We start from the raw sequence: 17,286 nt of genomic DNA, 5'->3' as shown, positions 1-17,286 counted from the left end.
CCGCTGTCAGGGTGCGTCTGACACAAAGCTCAACAGCGAAGGAACTGTTGGGTGTCGAGTTCATCGAAGGCTGCATGCTTCGGCAATCCCGAGGTTGTGCTGCGTGCCGGATCTAAATGTCCCTGGGTACCTGTGTAGTTGGGTAGCTGGGCTTAACGACGCTTCGTCTTCAGGCTAGTGTGAATAGCCTGACACCCACTGCAAGGAGCCGCTCGGACCGCCGATGCGCCAGATCTGGAAATCTTTTCGAGCCCTTTATTTTGCCTCCTTGATGATGCTGATCGGCTCCGGCCTGCTCAGTACTTACCTGGCCCTGCGCTTGGCGGCTGATAACGTCGACAGCCTGTGGGTCGGTGCGCTGATGGCGGCCAACTATTTTGGCCTGGTGCTGGGTGGCAAGATAGGGCACCGCCTGATCGCCCGGGTCGGTCATATCCGGGCCTACGCCACCTGTGCCGGGATTGTCGGTGCCGCCGTGCTGGGCCATGGTCTGGTGGATTGGCTACCGGCCTGGATCGTACTGCGGATAATTGTCGGCCTGGGCATGATGTGCCAGTACATGGTCATCGAGAGCTGGCTCAACGAGCAGGCGGATGCCAGGCAGCGGGGTGTGGTGTTCAGCGGTTATATGATCGCGTCCTACCTGGGGTTGGTGCTGGGCCAGTTGATTCTGGTCATGCACCCCCAATTGGGGCTTGAGCTGCTGATGCTGGTGGCGTTGTGTTTTGCCCTGTGCCTGGTGCCGGTCGCCATGACCCGGCGCATTCACCCCGCACCTTTGCATCCTGCGCCGATGGAGCCGCGCTTCTTTATCAAGCGTGTGCCGCAGTCCCTGAGTACGGTGTTGGGGGCTGGCCTGATCGTCGGCTCTTTCTACGGCCTGGCGCCACTTTATGCGGCGCAACAGGGGCTGAGCACCGAGCAGGTCGGTCTGTTCATGGGGAGCTGCATTTTTGCCGGCCTGTTGGTGCAATGGCCGCTGGGCTGGCTATCGGATCGCTATGATCGTGCGTTGTTGATTCGCTGTTTCGCTCTGTGTCTGGCCGTGGCGGCATTGCCGCTGGCAATCATGACCCAGGTGCCGCTGGAAGTGCTATTTGTGGCCGGTTTCCTGTGCTCGCTGGTGCAGTTTTGCCTCTACCCATTGGCCGTGGCGTTTTCCAACGACCATGTTGAGGGGGATCGCCGGGTATCGCTCACGGCGATGTTGCTGGTGACTTACGGGGTGGGGGCGAGTATCGGGCCTTTGCTGGCGGGTGTGGTGATGAAGCTGTTTGGCAGCCAGATGCTCTATGCGTTCTTCAGCCTGTGCGCATTGATCCTCGTCTGGCGCATTCGACCCAAGGCTGTGACCAACCTGCATCAGGTGGATGACGCACCACTGCATCACGTGGCGATGCCCGATAGCATGTCCAGCTCTCCATTGGTGGCAGCCCTTGACCCGCGTGTGGATGGGCAGGTGGTCCAGGACCAGATGCAAACCGCCGCACCAGAGCCTGCGCCTGACGCAGAGCCTGAGCTTGAGCCTGAGTTGGAGCCTCAGCCCGCGTCCGAGCCGTCGGAACACCCCGACCCGGATGACCACCCGCACGACCTGAGCCGGGCCCGCCCCTGACACAAAAAAACGGGCAGCTCCCAAAGGAGCTGCCCGTTTTTTGTGCCTGAGGTTTGGCGCTTACATGTCGTCATCTTTGTCGAACCGTCGCGCTTCGCGCTGCAACTGGTAGACAAAGCGCTCAACCTGGCGCTGTACCAGGCCGCTCATGTTGTGAAAGCGCACGCCTGCAAAGGTGGTGTTGATCCTTTCTTCAAAGTGCAGGTAGCGCAACTCCACCGCGGTGGTCATGCTGCCAAAGGGCAGGGCGGCAATAAAGCGGTCATAGACCTGGCCCAGTTGCAGGCGCTCGGAAATGTCACCGTCAAAGCGCAGCTTGCAGCCGGTGGCGGAGATATCCAGCAACTTGCCGCTGATAGGTGCCTTGAGTTTCTCGCCGCCCAATTCGATATTCACCAGTTGCGCCAGTTTCAAAGCCGCACGAAAGGCATTGCGCCGCTGATGGTAGACCACCTCCTCCGGTAGGCTGCCCTTATAGATGCGGTGGCCATCCTTGGTGCCGATGGTCAGGGGGCCATTGCTTTCCCAGGCTACGCGTACGCCTTCGTGAAAGCCTTCGATGCGAAATGCTTCGCCGTTTTCCAGGTAGCGTTCACCTTCGGGCGGGATCATTTCGTCCAGGCTCAGGGTCTTACTGTCTTTATCGACATCCACCAGGTAGCTCTGGAAGCGCTGGTTGCGTTCGTGGAAGGTGATGATCAACGGGTCGTGGCTTTCTTGCAGCAGCCGCAGGGTGCTGGCAATTTCCAGAGGAGTGGTGAGGACCTTGGGTGGCTGCGGAGCATCTTCCGCGCTAAGGGTGTTGAACACGGTTCTTCCATCTCCAGGCAAAATACGACTACACGCAAGAACCGGCATTTTGCCAGCATGTGGCGCGCCTTGATAGGTCGCGCAATAAACCGGCGTCAGGCTTGGCTGAGGGTGCTGGGCTTGACCAGCCGTGAGGTGGAGCCCTGGGCGTTGTACAGGGCTGGGGGTTCGCCGCCATGCAGGATGCGCAACTGGTTGGCGGTGGTGGATTGCTGCAGTTGGATCGACTGGCCATTAAGCACGTTGGCTTGCTGGCAGTTGATCAACAACTCATTGAGCGCTGCGCTCTGGGTCAGCAACTGGTCGCCGACTGACGAATGGCTGGCCAGTTGTTCCAGGCCGCTGTGATCAGCGGGCAGGCCCAGGCTGAGCAGGATCTGGCTGCGTTTCTGGCCGTGTTGTTCAAGCAGGATGATCAGCGATTGCTTGCGTGCCAGGATGTCTTCCAGCAGGCGCATGTCGCGGCCGCAGAGGGCTACGAATTCGTCTTGAAGCAGCTCCAGCAACTGTTGTGCGGGAACCAGGTCTTCATTGATCAGTTGCAGCAGATTTTCGTCGTGCATGGCTGGCCTTGGGTTTTAAGCGTCCAAAAGCCTGGCGCAGGCCTTTGCCTAGCGCTCGGCTTTGATGATTTTGCCGGCTAAACGGTCGTTGTCGATCTGATAGCTGCCATCGGCAATCGCCTGCTTCAACTCGGCCACACGGGCTTTATTGACAACCGGCTGATCGCGCAGCGAGTCCGTGATCTTCTGCAACTGTTGAGCCTCGTTGCTCAAGTGCACCGATTCGCCACTTTGGGGCGAGGCGGTTTGTTCTGCCTTGGCGGGCAGTGTCGCAGCCTTGGCTTCAACGCTGTCCTTGGTCGCGTTGGTACGCGTACCGCCGGGCGTTGCCTGGGCGCTGTTCAATCGGCTGAAATCAATGACCATGTTGAAAAACCTCTGGGTATTTGGACGCTTGCCATGTTTTCGGCCATACCCGGGCAAACTTTAGGCTCGATCGACAATAAAACCTGTGCACGGCGTGATCGTGCGCACAGTGTAGGAAAAGCCAGCGCCCCACGCCAGTGATCTATAACGCCACCTCCACCTGGCCAGGGGCTGTTACCCGGGCCTTGATCACGCGCTTGGAGTTGAGGTTCTTTACGCGAATCTGTTCGCTCATCCCGCCATTGGCCAGGGCTTCCCCCGGCATTTTCACGTTCAGGCCGCCACTGCTGGCGGATATCACCACCTGGTCACCCTTGCGCACCACTTCTGCCTGTTCCAGATGAACCAGAGTGATGACCTGGTCGGTGACCATTGGTCGGGTCAGTTTCTGCCCGATGGCCTGGTCTACGGAGGTGAGGTAGCCCTGGCTGATCTGGCTGATGTCTCGTTCGCGCAAGGCCACATCTTCAAAACCGATGATGCCAGTGCGCTTGAGTGGGCGAGTGACAGTCACTACGTCGCGAAACAGGCGGACCTGGGCCGGCACGAACACGGTCCAGGGCGAGCTGCCGTCGCAGCGCACGCGCACGGTCACGCGGCCAATGGGTTGGGCTGGGCTTTCCAGGGAGCCTGTCAATTCCTTGTCGCACATAGGCATGCGCAAACGCGGGTCCAACGGGTTGACCTGGATTTCATACCGGCCCGGCGTCTGGGTGGTCGCCAGATAATCTTCTACAGTGAACTCAAGAAAGCCTTGAGTGACGCCGATAAGCAGATCAGGCAAGGTGACGTTGTCGGCACGGGCCTGGTGGCCTGTGCCCAAGGCAAGCAACGCCATCCAGGCACAGAGCAATCTGCGGTACTGTGGCGAACGAAGGCGTCGGGAAACTGTCGTTTTGATGTCCATGGCCAATAAAAAGCAAAGCGCGTGCCGTTTCGTGTTGGGTGCGCGTCGTACCCGTAAGTTTTGTAGCGTAGGAGTCTGGGCATGGCGGGTGTAATGGATTCAGTGAACCAGCGCACACAGCTGGTAGGGCAGAATCGCCTGGAGTTATTGCTGTTTCGACTCGATGGCAAGCAGCTATATGGCATCAACGTCTTCAAGGTGCGGGAGGTGCTGCAATGCCCCAAGCTCACCATAATGCCCAAGTCCAACCCGGTGGTGTGTGGCGTGGCCAACATCCGTGGCTCGACGATTCCGATTCTTGACTTGGCGATGGCCACGGGTTCTGCCGGCCTGCAAGACCGCGAGAGCCCGTTTGTGATCATCACCGAGTACAACACCAAGACCCAGGGTTTCCTGGTGCGCTCGGTGGAACGTATCGTCAACATGAACTGGGAAGAGATCCATCCACCACCCAAGGGCACTGGGCGCGATCACTACCTCACGGCGGTGACGCGGGTCGATAACCAGTTGGTGGAAATCATCGATGTGGAGAAGATCCTCGCAGAAGTGGCGCCGACTTCGGAGCATATTTCGGTGGGTGTGGTGGATGAACAGACCCAGCAGAAGGCCGTGTCCCTGCGGGTGTTGACGGTGGATGACTCCTCGGTGGCGCGCAAGCAGGTGTCTCGTTGCCTGCAGACCGTCGGTGTGGAAGTGGTAGCGCTCAATGACGGCCGCCAGGCGCTGGACTATCTGCGCAAGCTGGTGGACGAAGGCAAGAAGCCGGAAGAAGAGTTCCTGATGATGATTTCCGACATCGAGATGCCGGAAATGGACGGCTATACCCTCACGGCCGAGATACGCAACGATCCACGCATGCAAAAATTGCATATCATCCTGCATACTTCGTTGTCCGGTGTATTCAATCAGGCGATGGTCAAGAAGGTCGGTGCCGATGACTTCCTGGCCAAATTCCGTCCTGATGACCTGGCATCCCGGGTAGTCGACCGGATCAAATCTGCAGATCACGGCTAGGGGCTTTCTCCCTGGCGGTCACACGAGTTAAGAGGCGGTTTCATTGTCTACGGGTAATTTGGATTTCGAACAGTTCCGGGTATTCCTGGAAAAAGCCTGTGGCATATTGCTTGGTGAAAACAAGCAATACCTGGTATCAAGCCGTCTCAACAAATTGATGGAACAGCAGGGCATCAAGTCCCTGGGCGAGCTGGTGCAGCGCATCCAGGGCCAGCCACGCAGCGGGCTCAAGGAGATGGTGGTCGATGCCATGACCACCAACGAAACCCTGTGGTTTCGTGATACCTACCCCTTCGAGGTGCTCAAGAACAAGGTATTGCCCGAGGCCATCAAGGCCAGCCCTGGCCAGCGCTTGCGCATCTGGTCGGCGGCGTGTTCATCGGGGCAGGAACCCTATTCGCTGTCGATGTCCATTGATGAGTTCGAACGGACCAACATGGGCCAGTTGAAGGCAGGGGTGCAAATTGTTGCCACTGACTTGTCCGGCACCATGCTGACCAACTGCAAGACCGGCGAGTACGACAGCCTGGCCCTGGGGCGCGGGCTGTCCCAGGAACGGCTGCAGCGCTACTTCGACCCCAAGGGTGCCGGGCGCTGGGCGGTCAAGGCGCCGATCAAGAGCCGGGTGGAGTTCCGCTCGTTCAACCTGCTGGACAGCTATGCCAGCCTGGGCAAGTTTGACATCGTGTTTTGCCGCAACGTCCTGATCTACTTTTCGGCTGAAGTGAAGAAGGACATCCTGTTGCGCATCCATGGCACGCTCAAGCGCGGTGGGTACTTGTTCCTTGGTGCATCCGAGGCGCTGAACGGGTTGCCGGATCATTACCAGATGGTGCAATGCAGCCCGGGCATCATCTACCAGGCCAAATAACACCCAACCACAAAATGTGGGAGCGGGCTTGTGTGGGAGCGGGCTTGCTCGCGAAGGCGGTAGGTCAGTTGGTTGATACCTGGCTGGCACACCGCCTTCGCGAGCAAGCCCGCTCCCACATTGGTTTGTGCGACACCTTCGATAGCGGCAACCCCGATTGCCGCTTTACTGGCGTTTCGCGGAAAGCGCTTGCCGCTTTTCCGGCATTGCCGGCGGCAATATCTTCATAACCCCTTGATTTATTGGGCTTGATAAACCTGGCATGGTGCTTGCTATAACCCTGTTACGAAAAGCAGGTCAGCCCCTAAAGGTTTCCGCCATGAGCATCAGCTTCGATAAAGCGCTCGGTATCCACGAACAAGCCCTGGGCTTCCGCGCCCAACGTGCCGAAGTCCTGGCTAACAACATCGCCAACGCCGATACCCCGAACTACAAGGCTCGGGACCTGGACTTTGCCGCCGTGCTCGCTGCACAGAGCGACAAGACCAAGAACGGTGCCTTCGCCTTGAACATGACCAATAACCGTCATATCGAAGCGCAGGGTCTGGGCAGTGGCGATGAGTCGCTGATGTACCGCACGCCGATGCAGCCTTCGATCGACCAGAACACCGTCGATGCGCAGTTGGAACAATCGAACTACGCCGAGAACTCGGTGAACTTCCAGGCCAGCTTCACCCTGCTCAATAGCAAATTCAAAGGGCTGATGGCAGCCCTGCGCGGAGAGTAAGCCATGTCTCTATCCAGTGTTTTCAATATTGCCGGTAGTGGCATGAGCGCCCAGACCACGCGTCTGAACACGGTCGCCAGTAACATTGCCAACGCCGAGACGGTGTCGTCGAGCATCGACCAGACCTACCGTGCCCGGCACCCGGTGTTTGCCACCATGTTCCAGGCGGGTCAGAACGGCGGCAGCGACTCGTTGTTCCAGAGCCAGGATGCAGCGGGTCAGGGTGTGCAGGTGTTGGGTGTGGTCGAAGACCAGAGCAATCTCGACGCGCGCTACGAACCCAATCATCCCGCCGCGAACGAAAAGGGCTACGTGTATTACCCCAACGTCAACGTGGTCGAGGAAATGGCTGACATGATTTCCGCCAGTCGCTCGTTCCAGACCAACGCGGAAATGATGAACACCGCCAAAGCCATGATGCAGAAGGTCCTGACCCTCGGTCAGTGATAAGGGGCGCTAAAGAATGTCCATCACGAACGATGTGTCGAGTCAGTCGACGATCCAGAGTCTGTTCGACTCCAAGGTCAAGGATGCCAAGTCCAGCCAGGGCAACCTGGCCGATACCGCCAAGGCGGCCTCGGGCAACCAGTCCCTGGGCAAGGATGCATTCCTGCAGCTGCTGGTCACCCAACTGAAGAACCAGAACCCGCTGTCGCCCCAGGACAACGGCGCGTTCGTGGCGCAACTGGCACAGTTCAGCAGCCTGGAAGGCATCAACACGTTGAACGACTCGGTGAATACCATCACCGGCAACTACAAGTCGTCACAGGCGCTGCAAGCTTCTTCGCTGGTGGGGCGCTCGGTGATTATTCAAACCGACAAGGCCCTGGTGGATACGAGCAAGAGCTTTACGGGCTCGGTCGCCGTGGGATCGTCGGTGGGCAATGTCACCGTCAAAGTCACCGACAAGGATGGCAAGTTGGTCAAGACCATCGACCTGGGGCCCCAGAGTGCCGGTAAGTCGGACTTTATCTGGGACGGTAAAAACGACGCGGGCGAGCAGCTTGATTCTGGCACCTACACCTTCGCGGCCAGCACCAAGAATGACGCCGGTGATTCGGTTGCCCTGAAAACCTCGCTGCCGGCCACGGTCACCAGCGTGACCTTGAGCCAGACCGGCGGCGAAATGCTGCTCAATCTTTCTGGCGGCATGGGCAGTATCAAGCTGTCGCAAATTCAGACTATCGGTACATAGAGCCGGCTAAATACGGCAAGAGGAGAGAAACATGTCTTTTAATATCGGCCTTAGCGGCCTCTATGCGGCCAACAAACAACTGGACGTGACCGGCAACAACATCGCCAACGTCGCGACCACCGGCTTCAAGTCGTCCCGCGCAGAGTTCGGCGACATTTATGCGGCGTCCCGGCTGGGCACTGGCAATAAAACCATCGGTACGGGCGTGAACCTGGCGGCGGTTTCCCAGCAGTTCACCCAGGGTGAAGTCAACGGCAGCGGTGGCGTGTTGGACATGGGCATCCAGGGTGGCGGCTTCTTCGTACAGAAGGGCAGCGACGGTTCGCTGGAGTACACCCGTAACGGCTCGTTCCAGGCGAACAAGGACGGTTACATCACCAACAACACCGGCACCTCGCGCCTGCAGGGTTATGCCGCCGACGAAGATGGCAAAATCTCCAAGAGCGGCCTGACCGACCTGCGGATCAACCTGTCCAACTTGCCGCCTAAAGCGTCGACCAAGGTTGATTCCAGCAGCAACCTGAACTCCTCCAAGCCGGTGATCGACCAGACGACCAATCCGTTTGATCCGACTGTAGCGACCTCGTTTACCGAGCAATACGGCACCACGCTGTATGACACTCAAGGCAATGCCCATGAGATGGTGCAGTACATGGTGAAAACCGGTTCCAATACCTGGAAGTCCTACACCCTGATCGATGGACGTAACCCTGACGGTACGCGGGTCAAGGGAACGGGTGCGGTAGCCCCGGTAGCCTCCACCGTGACATTTGATACCTCAGGCACCCTGAAGGGCATCGTGACTCCGCCAAGCACCGTGTCCAATACCACCCTGACCATCAGCAACTGGAAGCCGGGTGTCATGGAAAATGGTGTGTGGAACCCTGACAACGGGGCTGCTGCCAACCCAGGGGGTATCGCGATCAACATGTCCGATATCACTCAGTACAACTCGGCCAGCTACCGTAACCCGCCGATCACCGATGGCTACGCCACCGGCGAAATCACCGGGCTGAAAATCGACGGCAGCGGTGTATTGTTCGCCACCTTCAGCAACCAGCAAAGCAAGGCTATCGGTCAGATCTCCCTGGCCAGTTTCAACAATGAGCAAGGCCTGCAGCCTGCTGGTGGAACCACGTGGAAAGAAACCTTTGCCTCCGGCCAGCCAGGCTACGATGCACCGGAATCCGGCACCCTGGGTTCGATCGTGGCCAACTCCCTGGAGAACTCCAACGTCAACCTGACCAATGAGCTGGTGGACCTGATTAAGGCCCAGAGCAACTACCAGGCGAACGCCAAGACCATCTCCACCCAGAGCACCATCATGCAGACCATCATTCAGATGACCTGATGCGCTAGCGCTGTACAAGAAGCCCCTCGTAGGAGGGGCTTTTTTGTGCGTGCAGGAAAAGCACCGGTGCAGCATTGGGTTACGCACTGAAATGCATGGGAAGGAACGCTTCAATCCAGCCGCACCACTGATCGGGGCAAGAGCCCGAGAGGGGCATCGATCAACGGGGGGGGCTGAGGATGTGGAACTCAGGAGTGTCCGCGCCAGGCACTGGGCGTATAGCTTTTGTGCCCGTTATTGCACGTCAAGAGCGTGCTCCTATCGAGCTGGCCAACGAAGTGTCTGCGGTCAAGACGTTGCTCAACCAACTGTTCGAGGCCGAGCAGACCTCCAAGACCCAGACGGTTCGGGATTTGCGCGACAAGTTGAATGATCTGCGCCAGAAATTGGGTGATGAGCAGTTCAAGGAAGTGCTTAACAAGTTGATCCAGGAAGCGAATGACGCGTTTCTTGAATTTCTCAAACGGCTATTGGCAGAGTGGTTCCCCAATGATGTAACGCCGCCTACCCCACTGCCACCCAAAGGTGGTGGTGGTGGTGGTGGTGGTGGTGGTGGTGGTGGTGGGGTAAATCCCGCTGATTTCGGCCCTGCCGAGCGCATGAGCAACAAGCCGATCACCAGCGGCGCTAACTATTTCAACTACAGGCCCGACAAAAGCAATCCCGGGAAAAAGCCGGACAATATCTGGAGTGGTTTCAGCCAGGGGCCTGATGGCAATTGCATAACGGTTTCTGCCATAAAGGCCGCAATGATGCAGTTTGGCCAGAAGCCCACCGACATTTTCAAGGATGTGAGGGAGACGGGCACTGGTTACGAAGTGACCATGCGCGACGGTTTCAAACTTTCTTTGTCCAGGGACGAGCTGCGGCAGGCTGCCACCCAGGCGCGTTTCAACGGTGATGATCCGGCGATGATGACCGATGCCAACTTCTTGTACGCCGCCAGTGCCAAGCGGGCGCAAATGGAAAACAATGATGGCACGGCAGGGCGCGATTTCATGGCAGCAATGGACAGCCTCAATGATGGTGAGGTCGCGCGCGAGGGCCTGGATCGCCTGGGCTTGAAAGGGCATTACCGGCCAGCGACGGATGCCGACTTGAGAAGCAGCAAGGTGGGGACGGTGGAATACAACGGTCATTCGATGGCTGTGATCAACGGCCGCATTGAGTTGTGGGGGAAACGAGGTGGTGTACCTCAGTCGGGTATAGCAACGGTGTTGTTCTAGGTTGCGCCGGAGTAATTAACAGGCAAAAGAAAGCCCCCGATACACCGTAGGCATATCGGGGGCTTTTCAACCCTGGGTGGTTAAACCCAGGGCGGGCTCAGCTTATTGACAAAAGCGTTATGTGTAGGGGCGTATACATCGATTTAGCGCCTTACACATAAGGGTTTTTCAGATTTTCTGTCGCGTCTCAATTAAAAAAACGTATACATTTACAGTTTTTTCGCCCCGTGTAGCCGAGAAAGTATACGAAAAAACGAGGCAATTCACTCACCGGAATTTTTTCTTCCCGAGTCATTTTATCTCGATTTTTGGGGCGCAATTATTCTTTGTGGCAGACACTCCGTACGCTACTCAATCGCCTTGATGGTCGTGAGGATCCGTTTAAGTTTCTCCTGGTCGTCGAAGTAGGCCATGTCATTGATCACCACGGTACGCACTTGGGGCACCGATGCGATTATGGTGCGTTCAATCTCATCAACAATTGGCATGATCAGAGGGAGGTCGATTAGAAATCTAGCCTTTAGCTGTGCATCGGTGCTGCATCCGGCATGCATACCTTCAAACAGTGCTAGACGTTTTTCCCTGTCTGGATCGGGATCGGGAAAACCGCTGTAATCACCGGCAAAGAAACGCCGACTGCTCTCAATACACTCCTCCAGTATCGAATCCATCAAGGTTTGCTTAGTTAGCCCCATTTGAGGGTGCATATGCTTAAGCGACGCACTAGGGCTCGCCCTGGACATAACACTAGGCAGAATTCGCTTGTTTAGATATTGGGCCACCACGTTCAGTGTGAACGGGAGCACGCGCCCAGTGTGGACGTAAGGCTCTGTGAGCTTTTTAACCATTTCAGGCATGATGAGCGAGGCGGCGTAGTCGTGAGTTTTGATGTCTAGAAAAAGGCGTACGTCAGAAACCTTTTTTATCAGTTCAGAAAAGCCTTCTTTGCCAAGAAACTTGAAATAATTTTCCGAGTAACCAAAGAGATCGACGTTACCCAAAGCGACTTGGAATTCAGGAGGCACCGCAGACAGACGCTTGTACAGATCGCTCAGGTTTTGATCTGTCAGAAATTTTATGCCAGATTCCTCAAGCTTCTGAGTAAGAATTTCTTCAAAGCTGGTGACATCCAAGACTGGCAGCGTCCTGAAAAATTTCGACATCACGACTGGGAAGCTAGCCAAGCTAAGATTCAGGTCAACGCCGGTAAACGGCTTCACCGTCATCGCGTCTAGCGCTCGTGCTACGTGCTCAAGTGCCTGCTGCTCGTTATAGGCTTTGAACGTAGCGTATTTTTCCTTCAGCCCCTGAATAATCCTGAGTGCATTGCCGGACTCAACTTCCTTTTTGCTTTCAGTCTTGAACGATGAGAGCAGCGTGGCAGCGGGCTCGAAGTAACCGCCGCTAGCGTAAAGGTGATATTCGAATGCCCCAGGCGAAGGCATCAATTCCTCTTCAGAGATGGTAAACATCAAAAACTTTGTTATTTCCTCCATCACCTCTGGTCGCGACATTTTTTTCTGAAGCTTTTTGCATTGGATTAGCCCGGCCACATCGCCTTGGCGGTACAGAAGGCAATCCCTTCCACGCTCACCCACTCCTTTCATCAATACAACTTGGTCGAAGCTCGCATAGTCATTGCGCTGAATCCTTGCCTCTATCAGCGAGTACACCAGCATCTCGAATTCACGATCCCCGAGCTCGTTCAGCGGCAACATCGGTAGTCCAGTAGTATGCGTCCGGGCATCCCGCCTTGCGCAACTAAACCGGTTGCCATCTATGCGGCAGCAGCTCCGCAATCTCACTCGCCCGCTGCGTCGGCAGGCGCGTGAGGACGTCCTTCAAATAAGCATACGGATCATGCCCATTGAGCCGCGCCGACTGGATCAAGCTCATGATCGCCGCAGCCCGTTTGCCGCTGCGCAGTGAACCTGCAAAGAGCCAGTTCTTGCGACCCAACGCCCATGGCCGGATCTGGTTCTCGCACCAGTTATTGTCGATGGGTACGGCCCCGTCATCGAGATAGCGCGACAGCGCCGTCCAGCGTTTCAGGCTGTAATCCAGTGCTTTGCTGATAGCCGAGCCATCGTGCACAAGTAGGCGCTGGGCGATCATCCAGGCATGCAGTGCACCCATCACCGGCACAGCTTTTTCCTGCCGTATTCGGTGGCGAAAATCCGGTTCAAGGTCGCGGATCTCACTTTCGATTTCGTAAAGTAACTGGATGTAGCGCAAGGCCTGCTCGGCGAGCTGGCTCTTGTTGGTGGCGTGTAGCTCGAAGAACTTGCGTCTTGCATGGGCCATGCAACCGATTTCGGTTACGCCGAGTTCAAAGCTGGCCTTGTAGCCACCGAAATCATCACAGACCAGCTTGCCCTTCCAGTCTTGCAGAAAGTTACGAGCATGCTCACCGGCGCGGCTGGGGCTGAAGTCGTAGACGACAGCCGCTGTTTCGCAGAGTTGGCTGGTGGCGTAGGCCCAGACATAGGAACGATGAGTTTTTTTCGAGCCCGGCATTAGCATCTGCACGGGTGTTTCATCGGCGTGAATGACCTGCTGCCCGAGCACTACATCGCGCAGCGCATCCACCAGAGGCTGTAACTGCACGCCAGTAACGCCAACCCATTGGGCCAAGGTTGAGCGTGGGATGGCCAAACCGGCTCGACCAAAAATCGACTCCTGGCGATAGAGCGGCAAATGGTCGGCGAACTTGGCGATCATCACATGGGCTAGCAGCCCGGCGGTGGGGATGCCCTTGTCGATGACCTGCGCCGGAACCGGCGCCTGGATCAGCGTTTCGCAGTCATCACAAACCCACTTGCCGCGAATGTGACGCTCCACGGTAAACACGCCGGGCGTGTAGTCCAGTTTCTCGCTGACGTCTTCACCGATACGCTTGAGGGCGCAGCCGCATGGGCAGTGAGTGTTGTCCGGTTCGTGATGGATCAGGGTGCGTGGAAACTCCGGCGGCAACGCAGCGCGCTTGGGCTTTTGCTTTGCCTCGGTTGGAGTTGGAGCTGTTTGCAAGGCCTGAAGCTCAGCCTCAATCGCCGCGATATCGGTATCGATCAAGTCATCGAGCAAGCTGGCCTGCTCCGGACTCAACTGCTCGCTACGCTTGGCAAATTTGAAGCGCTTGAGCTGCGCGATCTCGTGGCTCAACTTTTCGATCACCGTTTGACCATGATGGATCCTCTTACCCATGGTCTCGACGGTCTTGCCCATTGTTTCGACTTGTTGGTCCAGCGTCTCGACACGCTGCATCAACTGCGCTGCCAGAGCGCGCAGTTGTTCAGGGGTCAGGTGATTGAGATCAGGGAGCGAAGTCATGCCGCCGATTTTGCCAGAACAGGTCAAAACCAACGATAGGCTGATCGGACAATTGCACAGCCAGATGGGGCATGGCAGAAGTTATACGATGGAAATCGCGTTGCCTGGCCCGACCCTTTGCCAAGGCAAACCTAGCACCAGAGCATGCAGTTGCTCGGAGCCCAATTCTATCTGCGAACCGTGCCGGGAACCCGGCCAGAAGAACTTGCCCTGATGCAGCCTGCGCGCCGCCAGCCAGATGCCCAGCCCGTCGTGCACCAGCACTTTCATGCGATTGGCACGGCGGTTGGCAAACAGATAAGCACAGTGCGGCTGCGCCGCACCGAACACTGCTACCACCCGAGCCATCGCAGTGTCGGTGCCGGCGCGCATGTCCATGGGCTCGGTGGCGAGCCAGATGGTGTCGATGCGGATCATCGCAACAGGTCTCGCAGAAAGGTGGCGCAGGCGGCAGCACTTTCGGTCGGCCAGTTCACTTTGACGGTGCCACGCGGGTGCTGGATTTCAACGCAGATGTTCGATGATGCAGCTTGCGAATTTCCTCCGGCTAGCTGCAAGGGTAGCGGAACGAAAGCAGGTTGCAGCGCCATGGCTTTCTGCGTTTGCACTCGAATCCATTTGTGGACGAGGTTCGCGTTAAGGCTGTGGCTGAGTGCGACGCTGGCAATCGAAGCGCCGGGCTGGGCACACTCTTGAATGAGCTGGGCCTTGAAGGATTTGGAGTAGGAACGGCGTTGTGGCTGCATGGAAAGACCCGCTTAAAAGGCTAGAAATGGTGTCCACTTAAATTAGGTGGACACCATCGCCTTTGGCGTCGGGGTCAGGAAGGTGTGTTGGCCGGACGCATACGTCCAGTACCCACAGCGTGCGGTTTGTAACCGTGGGCAACTTCGTCATCGATCTGGCTTTGAGATACTGAAATCATGCTAAATCCTCATGTGGGATACGTTCCCAATAATCATCGATGTGCGACAACTAATAATGTCTTTTTCGACACAACCAAGAGCAGCACCGATCTGGGAAATATGGGGCTCACTGCCAATACCGATGTACAGTTGATTTAGCCAACCCGAGCTTGTGCGCGATCTCTGCCTGACTCAATCCCGAGGCTTTAAGCTCCCTGACTGCTGCGGCATTCTTGGAGTTCCTAGGCTTACCTGGAGGCCGCTTCTTTAATTCTTTGCCGACAAATTGGCTTCGAAAAAGCTCTTCTCCACCCTCTGCTCTGAACAAAGCTAACTGAGCTCTTGCTCGCTCTATGGTGGCATCAGCAGGTTCGTCATTCTGGATGGATACGCAGAGGGCCAACAGGGCGACAGGATCGAACTGAAGTGAATTTGAAAGCTCGATCAGCTTTTCAAGCGTGATGCTGTGCTTTCCTTGCTCAAGGTTGCCGACACTGGATTTTGCAATGACGTCTGCCAAGTTCCCGTAGTCGACGCCTCGAATACTCCGGATTGCTCTGATCGCCCCGGCAATCTCATTCTTGAGCGACATGATCTGTCCTAAAAGCGAGGATAGAGCCATAACGCCGCAGTTCCGATAAACCCAAATTTCTGTTAGTATCGGAACTGTCGAGCACTGCCCGCTTAGGGCAATGGTGCGTAGTCATAAGCTCAAGAGAGTTTTCAGGCAGATAGCAAGCGGTTTCAGCGGAACTCAGCACCGAACATATCACATGTATTGTCAGAGGATTTTTTGATTGGAACTTGAAGAAATCCAGGCAGCCAGCGAGCTCCTCTCCACCATCGGAGAGCCACGCTCTGGATCTGGAGAAAGCCAAGAAGCGCTAATTCATATCGCGCAGACCCGCTTCCCAAACAAAGGCTTTTGCATCGTCCAGCAGTGGACGATCGTGCGCGCGATAGCGAGCGATGGGGATCTCACCAAAATCCACGTTCATGGCCATCTGCCGCTCTTCGTTTTCGCCGAAAAAGTCATCCTAGACAGCCGAGGACGCTTCGATTACGGAAATTGGGTTCGCAGCACCATGGCCATTTCATTCCAAGATGGCTTTCTCTTTGAAACCAAAAACACTGTGTACGTTTTGGCGGGAGACGGCGACGAAAAGTCAGCCAGTCTCGCCGCGATACTGTCTCTTTATCAATGATGTCAGCTGCAACTGCGGTCTGTAGATCCACGGGAATGCGAAATGTTTAGAAGTCATGAAACCGTTGCCGAGGGCACTCCTAATATCTTTGGGGATGGGTATTCGAACTGGCGGATGTTTGAACGCCACTTGGCTCATCCTTGGTATCACGTCGTCCTTGAAGAGCGCTTGGAGGGCAAGGTATGGCCCCGCACCATGATGATTAGTGACGTCGATATGCTCGAAGTAATACTTTCCAAACAAACCAGCGAGTTTGTCGTTACGGACATTCAGGTCGTCACGCCCGGGTGGATGAACAAAGCCGGCAAATGGATTATGGAAGGGCTTTCGGGGTTGCTGGTGGGGTATGACTCCACAGGGCGTCGGGTTTGTCTTCACAACATAGATGACGGAAAGGCTTATTCCGATGCGCCTGGACAACTAATCAACGTCCATTCCCTGAAAGGAATGAGAGTGGTTTTTTGATCTGATCTCGTAACGTGCATCTGCATCGATGAAATGATCGCCTAGCCACCAGAGCTTGGCTCGGCGAGACACCTCAGCCACGTCCGATCATTAAAGTGTATGGAGATCTAACATGCTCGACACGAACGACGCAGGCCGTCATGACCGCCACCTGACTGACTTTCAACTCAAAAGGATCATTTGCGCCCAACAGTGGCCTTACGATTCACCGATCACTGGATACCTTAGCGACGCTGTGTTCGTAAGCAATACATGCATCGCCATAGTCTTTGATCACTCACGAAAAGGGCCTCGTGAGCAGTTTCAGGATGGGCATATGATTCGAACCTCCCACATTTTATCTATGCATAAAGAAGGTCGGTTCTGGGTTCTGACCACGCTGAACAGCTTGTACGTCGTGGCTAGTTTCAAGCGTCAGATGGGTAGGTCGACGTTCAAGAAATTGGATGCTTTTGAACGCCTGAAGACTTGTGTCGGGTAGTGCCCATTTTATAACCCATAGTTGCCCTTCGCGGACGGTCAGTTTGAGATAGGGCTGCGATGCCAGTTAGAAGTCGACACGACTCAACTACATCGAACACTCTCCGGTGATTGGCACGCGGGCACAGAGGCTTGCTTCGACCACGGCGGGGAACTCCGCAATCCACACCTGCAGTGAAATGGCCGATTCTTTCTGAGCTTCGAATATGAAGTCCGAGCAAGTACACGTTGAAGGTGAGCAGGAACCATACGATCA

19 protein-coding genes are annotated in these 17,286 nt (G+C 56.2%); 10 read left to right on the top strand and 9 right to left on the bottom strand.

Annotation, left to right across the window (positions count from 1 at the left end):
- The first annotated feature begins 223 nt into the window (after positions 1-223).
- Positions 224-1,615, top strand: a complete 1,392-nt coding sequence (locus HZ99_RS09235; RefSeq protein ID WP_038442537.1) for an MFS transporter — start codon at positions 224-226, stop codon at positions 1,613-1,615.
- A 60-nt stretch (positions 1,616-1,675) separates the two neighbouring features.
- Here HZ99_RS09235 and HZ99_RS09230 read toward each other — a convergent pair whose 3' ends face one another.
- From HZ99_RS09230 to flgA, 4 genes are all read right to left on the bottom strand, one after another.
- Positions 1,676-2,425: a flagellar brake protein gene (locus tag HZ99_RS09230; RefSeq protein WP_038442536.1), complete on the bottom strand. Its 750-nt coding sequence runs from the start codon at positions 2,423-2,425 to the stop codon at positions 1,676-1,678.
- Between the two features lie 95 nt (positions 2,426-2,520).
- The gene (locus HZ99_RS09225; RefSeq protein WP_038442535.1) at positions 2,521-2,988 is read right to left on the bottom strand and encodes a flagella synthesis protein FlgN; all 468 of its coding nucleotides are present in this window, start codon (positions 2,986-2,988) and stop codon (positions 2,521-2,523) included.
- Positions 2,989-3,036: 48 nt separating this feature from the next.
- Positions 3,037-3,354, bottom strand: coding sequence for a flagellar biosynthesis anti-sigma factor FlgM (gene flgM, locus HZ99_RS09220; RefSeq protein ID WP_038442534.1), 318 nt, complete (start codon positions 3,352-3,354; stop codon positions 3,037-3,039).
- Positions 3,355-3,496: 142 nt separating this feature from the next.
- Complete coding sequence (gene flgA / locus HZ99_RS09215; RefSeq protein ID WP_038442533.1) at positions 3,497-4,261, bottom strand: flagellar basal body P-ring formation chaperone FlgA; 765 nt, start codon at positions 4,259-4,261, stop codon at positions 3,497-3,499.
- 81 nt (positions 4,262-4,342) lie between these two features.
- Here flgA and HZ99_RS09210 point away from each other — a divergent pair, with 81 nt between their 5' ends.
- From HZ99_RS09210 to HZ99_RS09180, 7 genes are all read left to right on the top strand, one after another.
- Positions 4,343-5,275, top strand: a complete 933-nt coding sequence (locus HZ99_RS09210) for a chemotaxis protein CheV (protein ID WP_038442532.1) — start codon at positions 4,343-4,345, stop codon at positions 5,273-5,275.
- A 43-nt stretch (positions 5,276-5,318) separates the two neighbouring features.
- Positions 5,319-6,146, top strand: a complete 828-nt coding sequence (gene cheR, locus HZ99_RS09205; RefSeq protein ID WP_029294484.1) for a protein-glutamate O-methyltransferase CheR — start codon at positions 5,319-5,321, stop codon at positions 6,144-6,146.
- Between the two features lie 319 nt (positions 6,147-6,465).
- The gene (gene flgB / locus HZ99_RS09200; RefSeq protein ID WP_038442531.1) at positions 6,466-6,873 is read left to right on the top strand and encodes a flagellar basal body rod protein FlgB; all 408 of its coding nucleotides are present in this window, start codon (positions 6,466-6,468) and stop codon (positions 6,871-6,873) included.
- 3 nt (positions 6,874-6,876) lie between these two features.
- Complete coding sequence (gene flgC, locus HZ99_RS09195; protein ID WP_029294486.1) at positions 6,877-7,320, top strand: flagellar basal body rod protein FlgC; 444 nt, start codon at positions 6,877-6,879, stop codon at positions 7,318-7,320.
- A gap of 16 nt (positions 7,321-7,336) precedes the next feature.
- Positions 7,337-8,068: a flagellar hook assembly protein FlgD gene (flgD, locus tag HZ99_RS09190; RefSeq protein ID WP_038442530.1), complete on the top strand. Its 732-nt coding sequence runs from the start codon at positions 7,337-7,339 to the stop codon at positions 8,066-8,068.
- Positions 8,069-8,099: 31 nt separating this feature from the next.
- Complete coding sequence (flgE, locus tag HZ99_RS09185) at positions 8,100-9,419, top strand: flagellar hook protein FlgE (protein WP_038442529.1); 1,320 nt, start codon at positions 8,100-8,102, stop codon at positions 9,417-9,419.
- Between the two features lie 194 nt (positions 9,420-9,613).
- Entirely contained in the window at positions 9,614-10,645 is a 1,032-nt protein-coding gene (locus HZ99_RS09180; RefSeq protein ID WP_235205581.1) for a hypothetical protein, read from the top strand.
- 347 nt (positions 10,646-10,992) lie between these two features.
- Here the strand turns inward: HZ99_RS09180 and HZ99_RS09175 are convergent, their stop codons facing one another.
- The 5 genes from HZ99_RS09175 to HZ99_RS09155 all read right to left on the bottom strand — a co-directional run bounded on the left by HZ99_RS09175 (position 10,993) and on the right by HZ99_RS09155 (position 15,472).
- Positions 10,993-12,363: a hypothetical protein gene (locus HZ99_RS09175; RefSeq protein WP_038442527.1), complete on the bottom strand. Its 1,371-nt coding sequence runs from the start codon at positions 12,361-12,363 to the stop codon at positions 10,993-10,995.
- Between the two features lie 43 nt (positions 12,364-12,406).
- On the bottom strand, positions 12,407-13,975 hold the full coding sequence (gene tnpC / locus HZ99_RS09170; protein ID WP_038441719.1) for an IS66 family transposase: 1,569 nt from the start codon (positions 13,973-13,975) through the stop codon (positions 12,407-12,409).
- A gap of 81 nt (positions 13,976-14,056) precedes the next feature.
- Positions 14,057-14,392: an IS66 family insertion sequence element accessory protein TnpB gene (tnpB, locus tag HZ99_RS28460; protein WP_038441718.1), complete on the bottom strand. Its 336-nt coding sequence runs from the start codon at positions 14,390-14,392 to the stop codon at positions 14,057-14,059.
- On the bottom strand, positions 14,389-14,721 hold the full coding sequence (gene tnpA / locus HZ99_RS28455; protein WP_038441717.1) for an IS66-like element accessory protein TnpA: 333 nt from the start codon (positions 14,719-14,721) through the stop codon (positions 14,389-14,391). Before tnpA ends, tnpB begins: the two co-directional genes overlap by 4 nt.
- 286 nt (positions 14,722-15,007) lie before the next feature.
- Positions 15,008-15,472 (bottom strand): helix-turn-helix domain-containing protein, encoded by a 465-nt coding sequence (locus tag HZ99_RS09155; RefSeq protein WP_038448029.1) that lies wholly within the window; start codon positions 15,470-15,472, stop codon positions 15,008-15,010.
- A 205-nt stretch (positions 15,473-15,677) separates the two neighbouring features.
- Between HZ99_RS09155 and HZ99_RS09150 the strand changes: the two genes are divergently transcribed.
- Entirely contained in the window at positions 15,678-16,085 is a 408-nt protein-coding gene (locus HZ99_RS09150; protein ID WP_038442526.1) for a DUF6957 family protein, read from the top strand.
- Positions 16,086-16,127: 42 nt separating this feature from the next.
- Positions 16,128-16,550 (top strand): hypothetical protein, encoded by a 423-nt coding sequence (locus HZ99_RS09145; protein ID WP_038442525.1) that lies wholly within the window; start codon positions 16,128-16,130, stop codon positions 16,548-16,550.
- Positions 16,551-17,286 lie beyond the last annotated feature (736 nt).

It is taken from the genome of Pseudomonas fluorescens, assembly GCF_000730425.1.
Classification (GTDB): domain Bacteria; phylum Pseudomonadota; class Gammaproteobacteria; order Pseudomonadales; family Pseudomonadaceae; genus Aquipseudomonas; species Aquipseudomonas fluorescens_X.
This window is presented reverse-complemented; position numbering and strand designations above follow the sequence as displayed.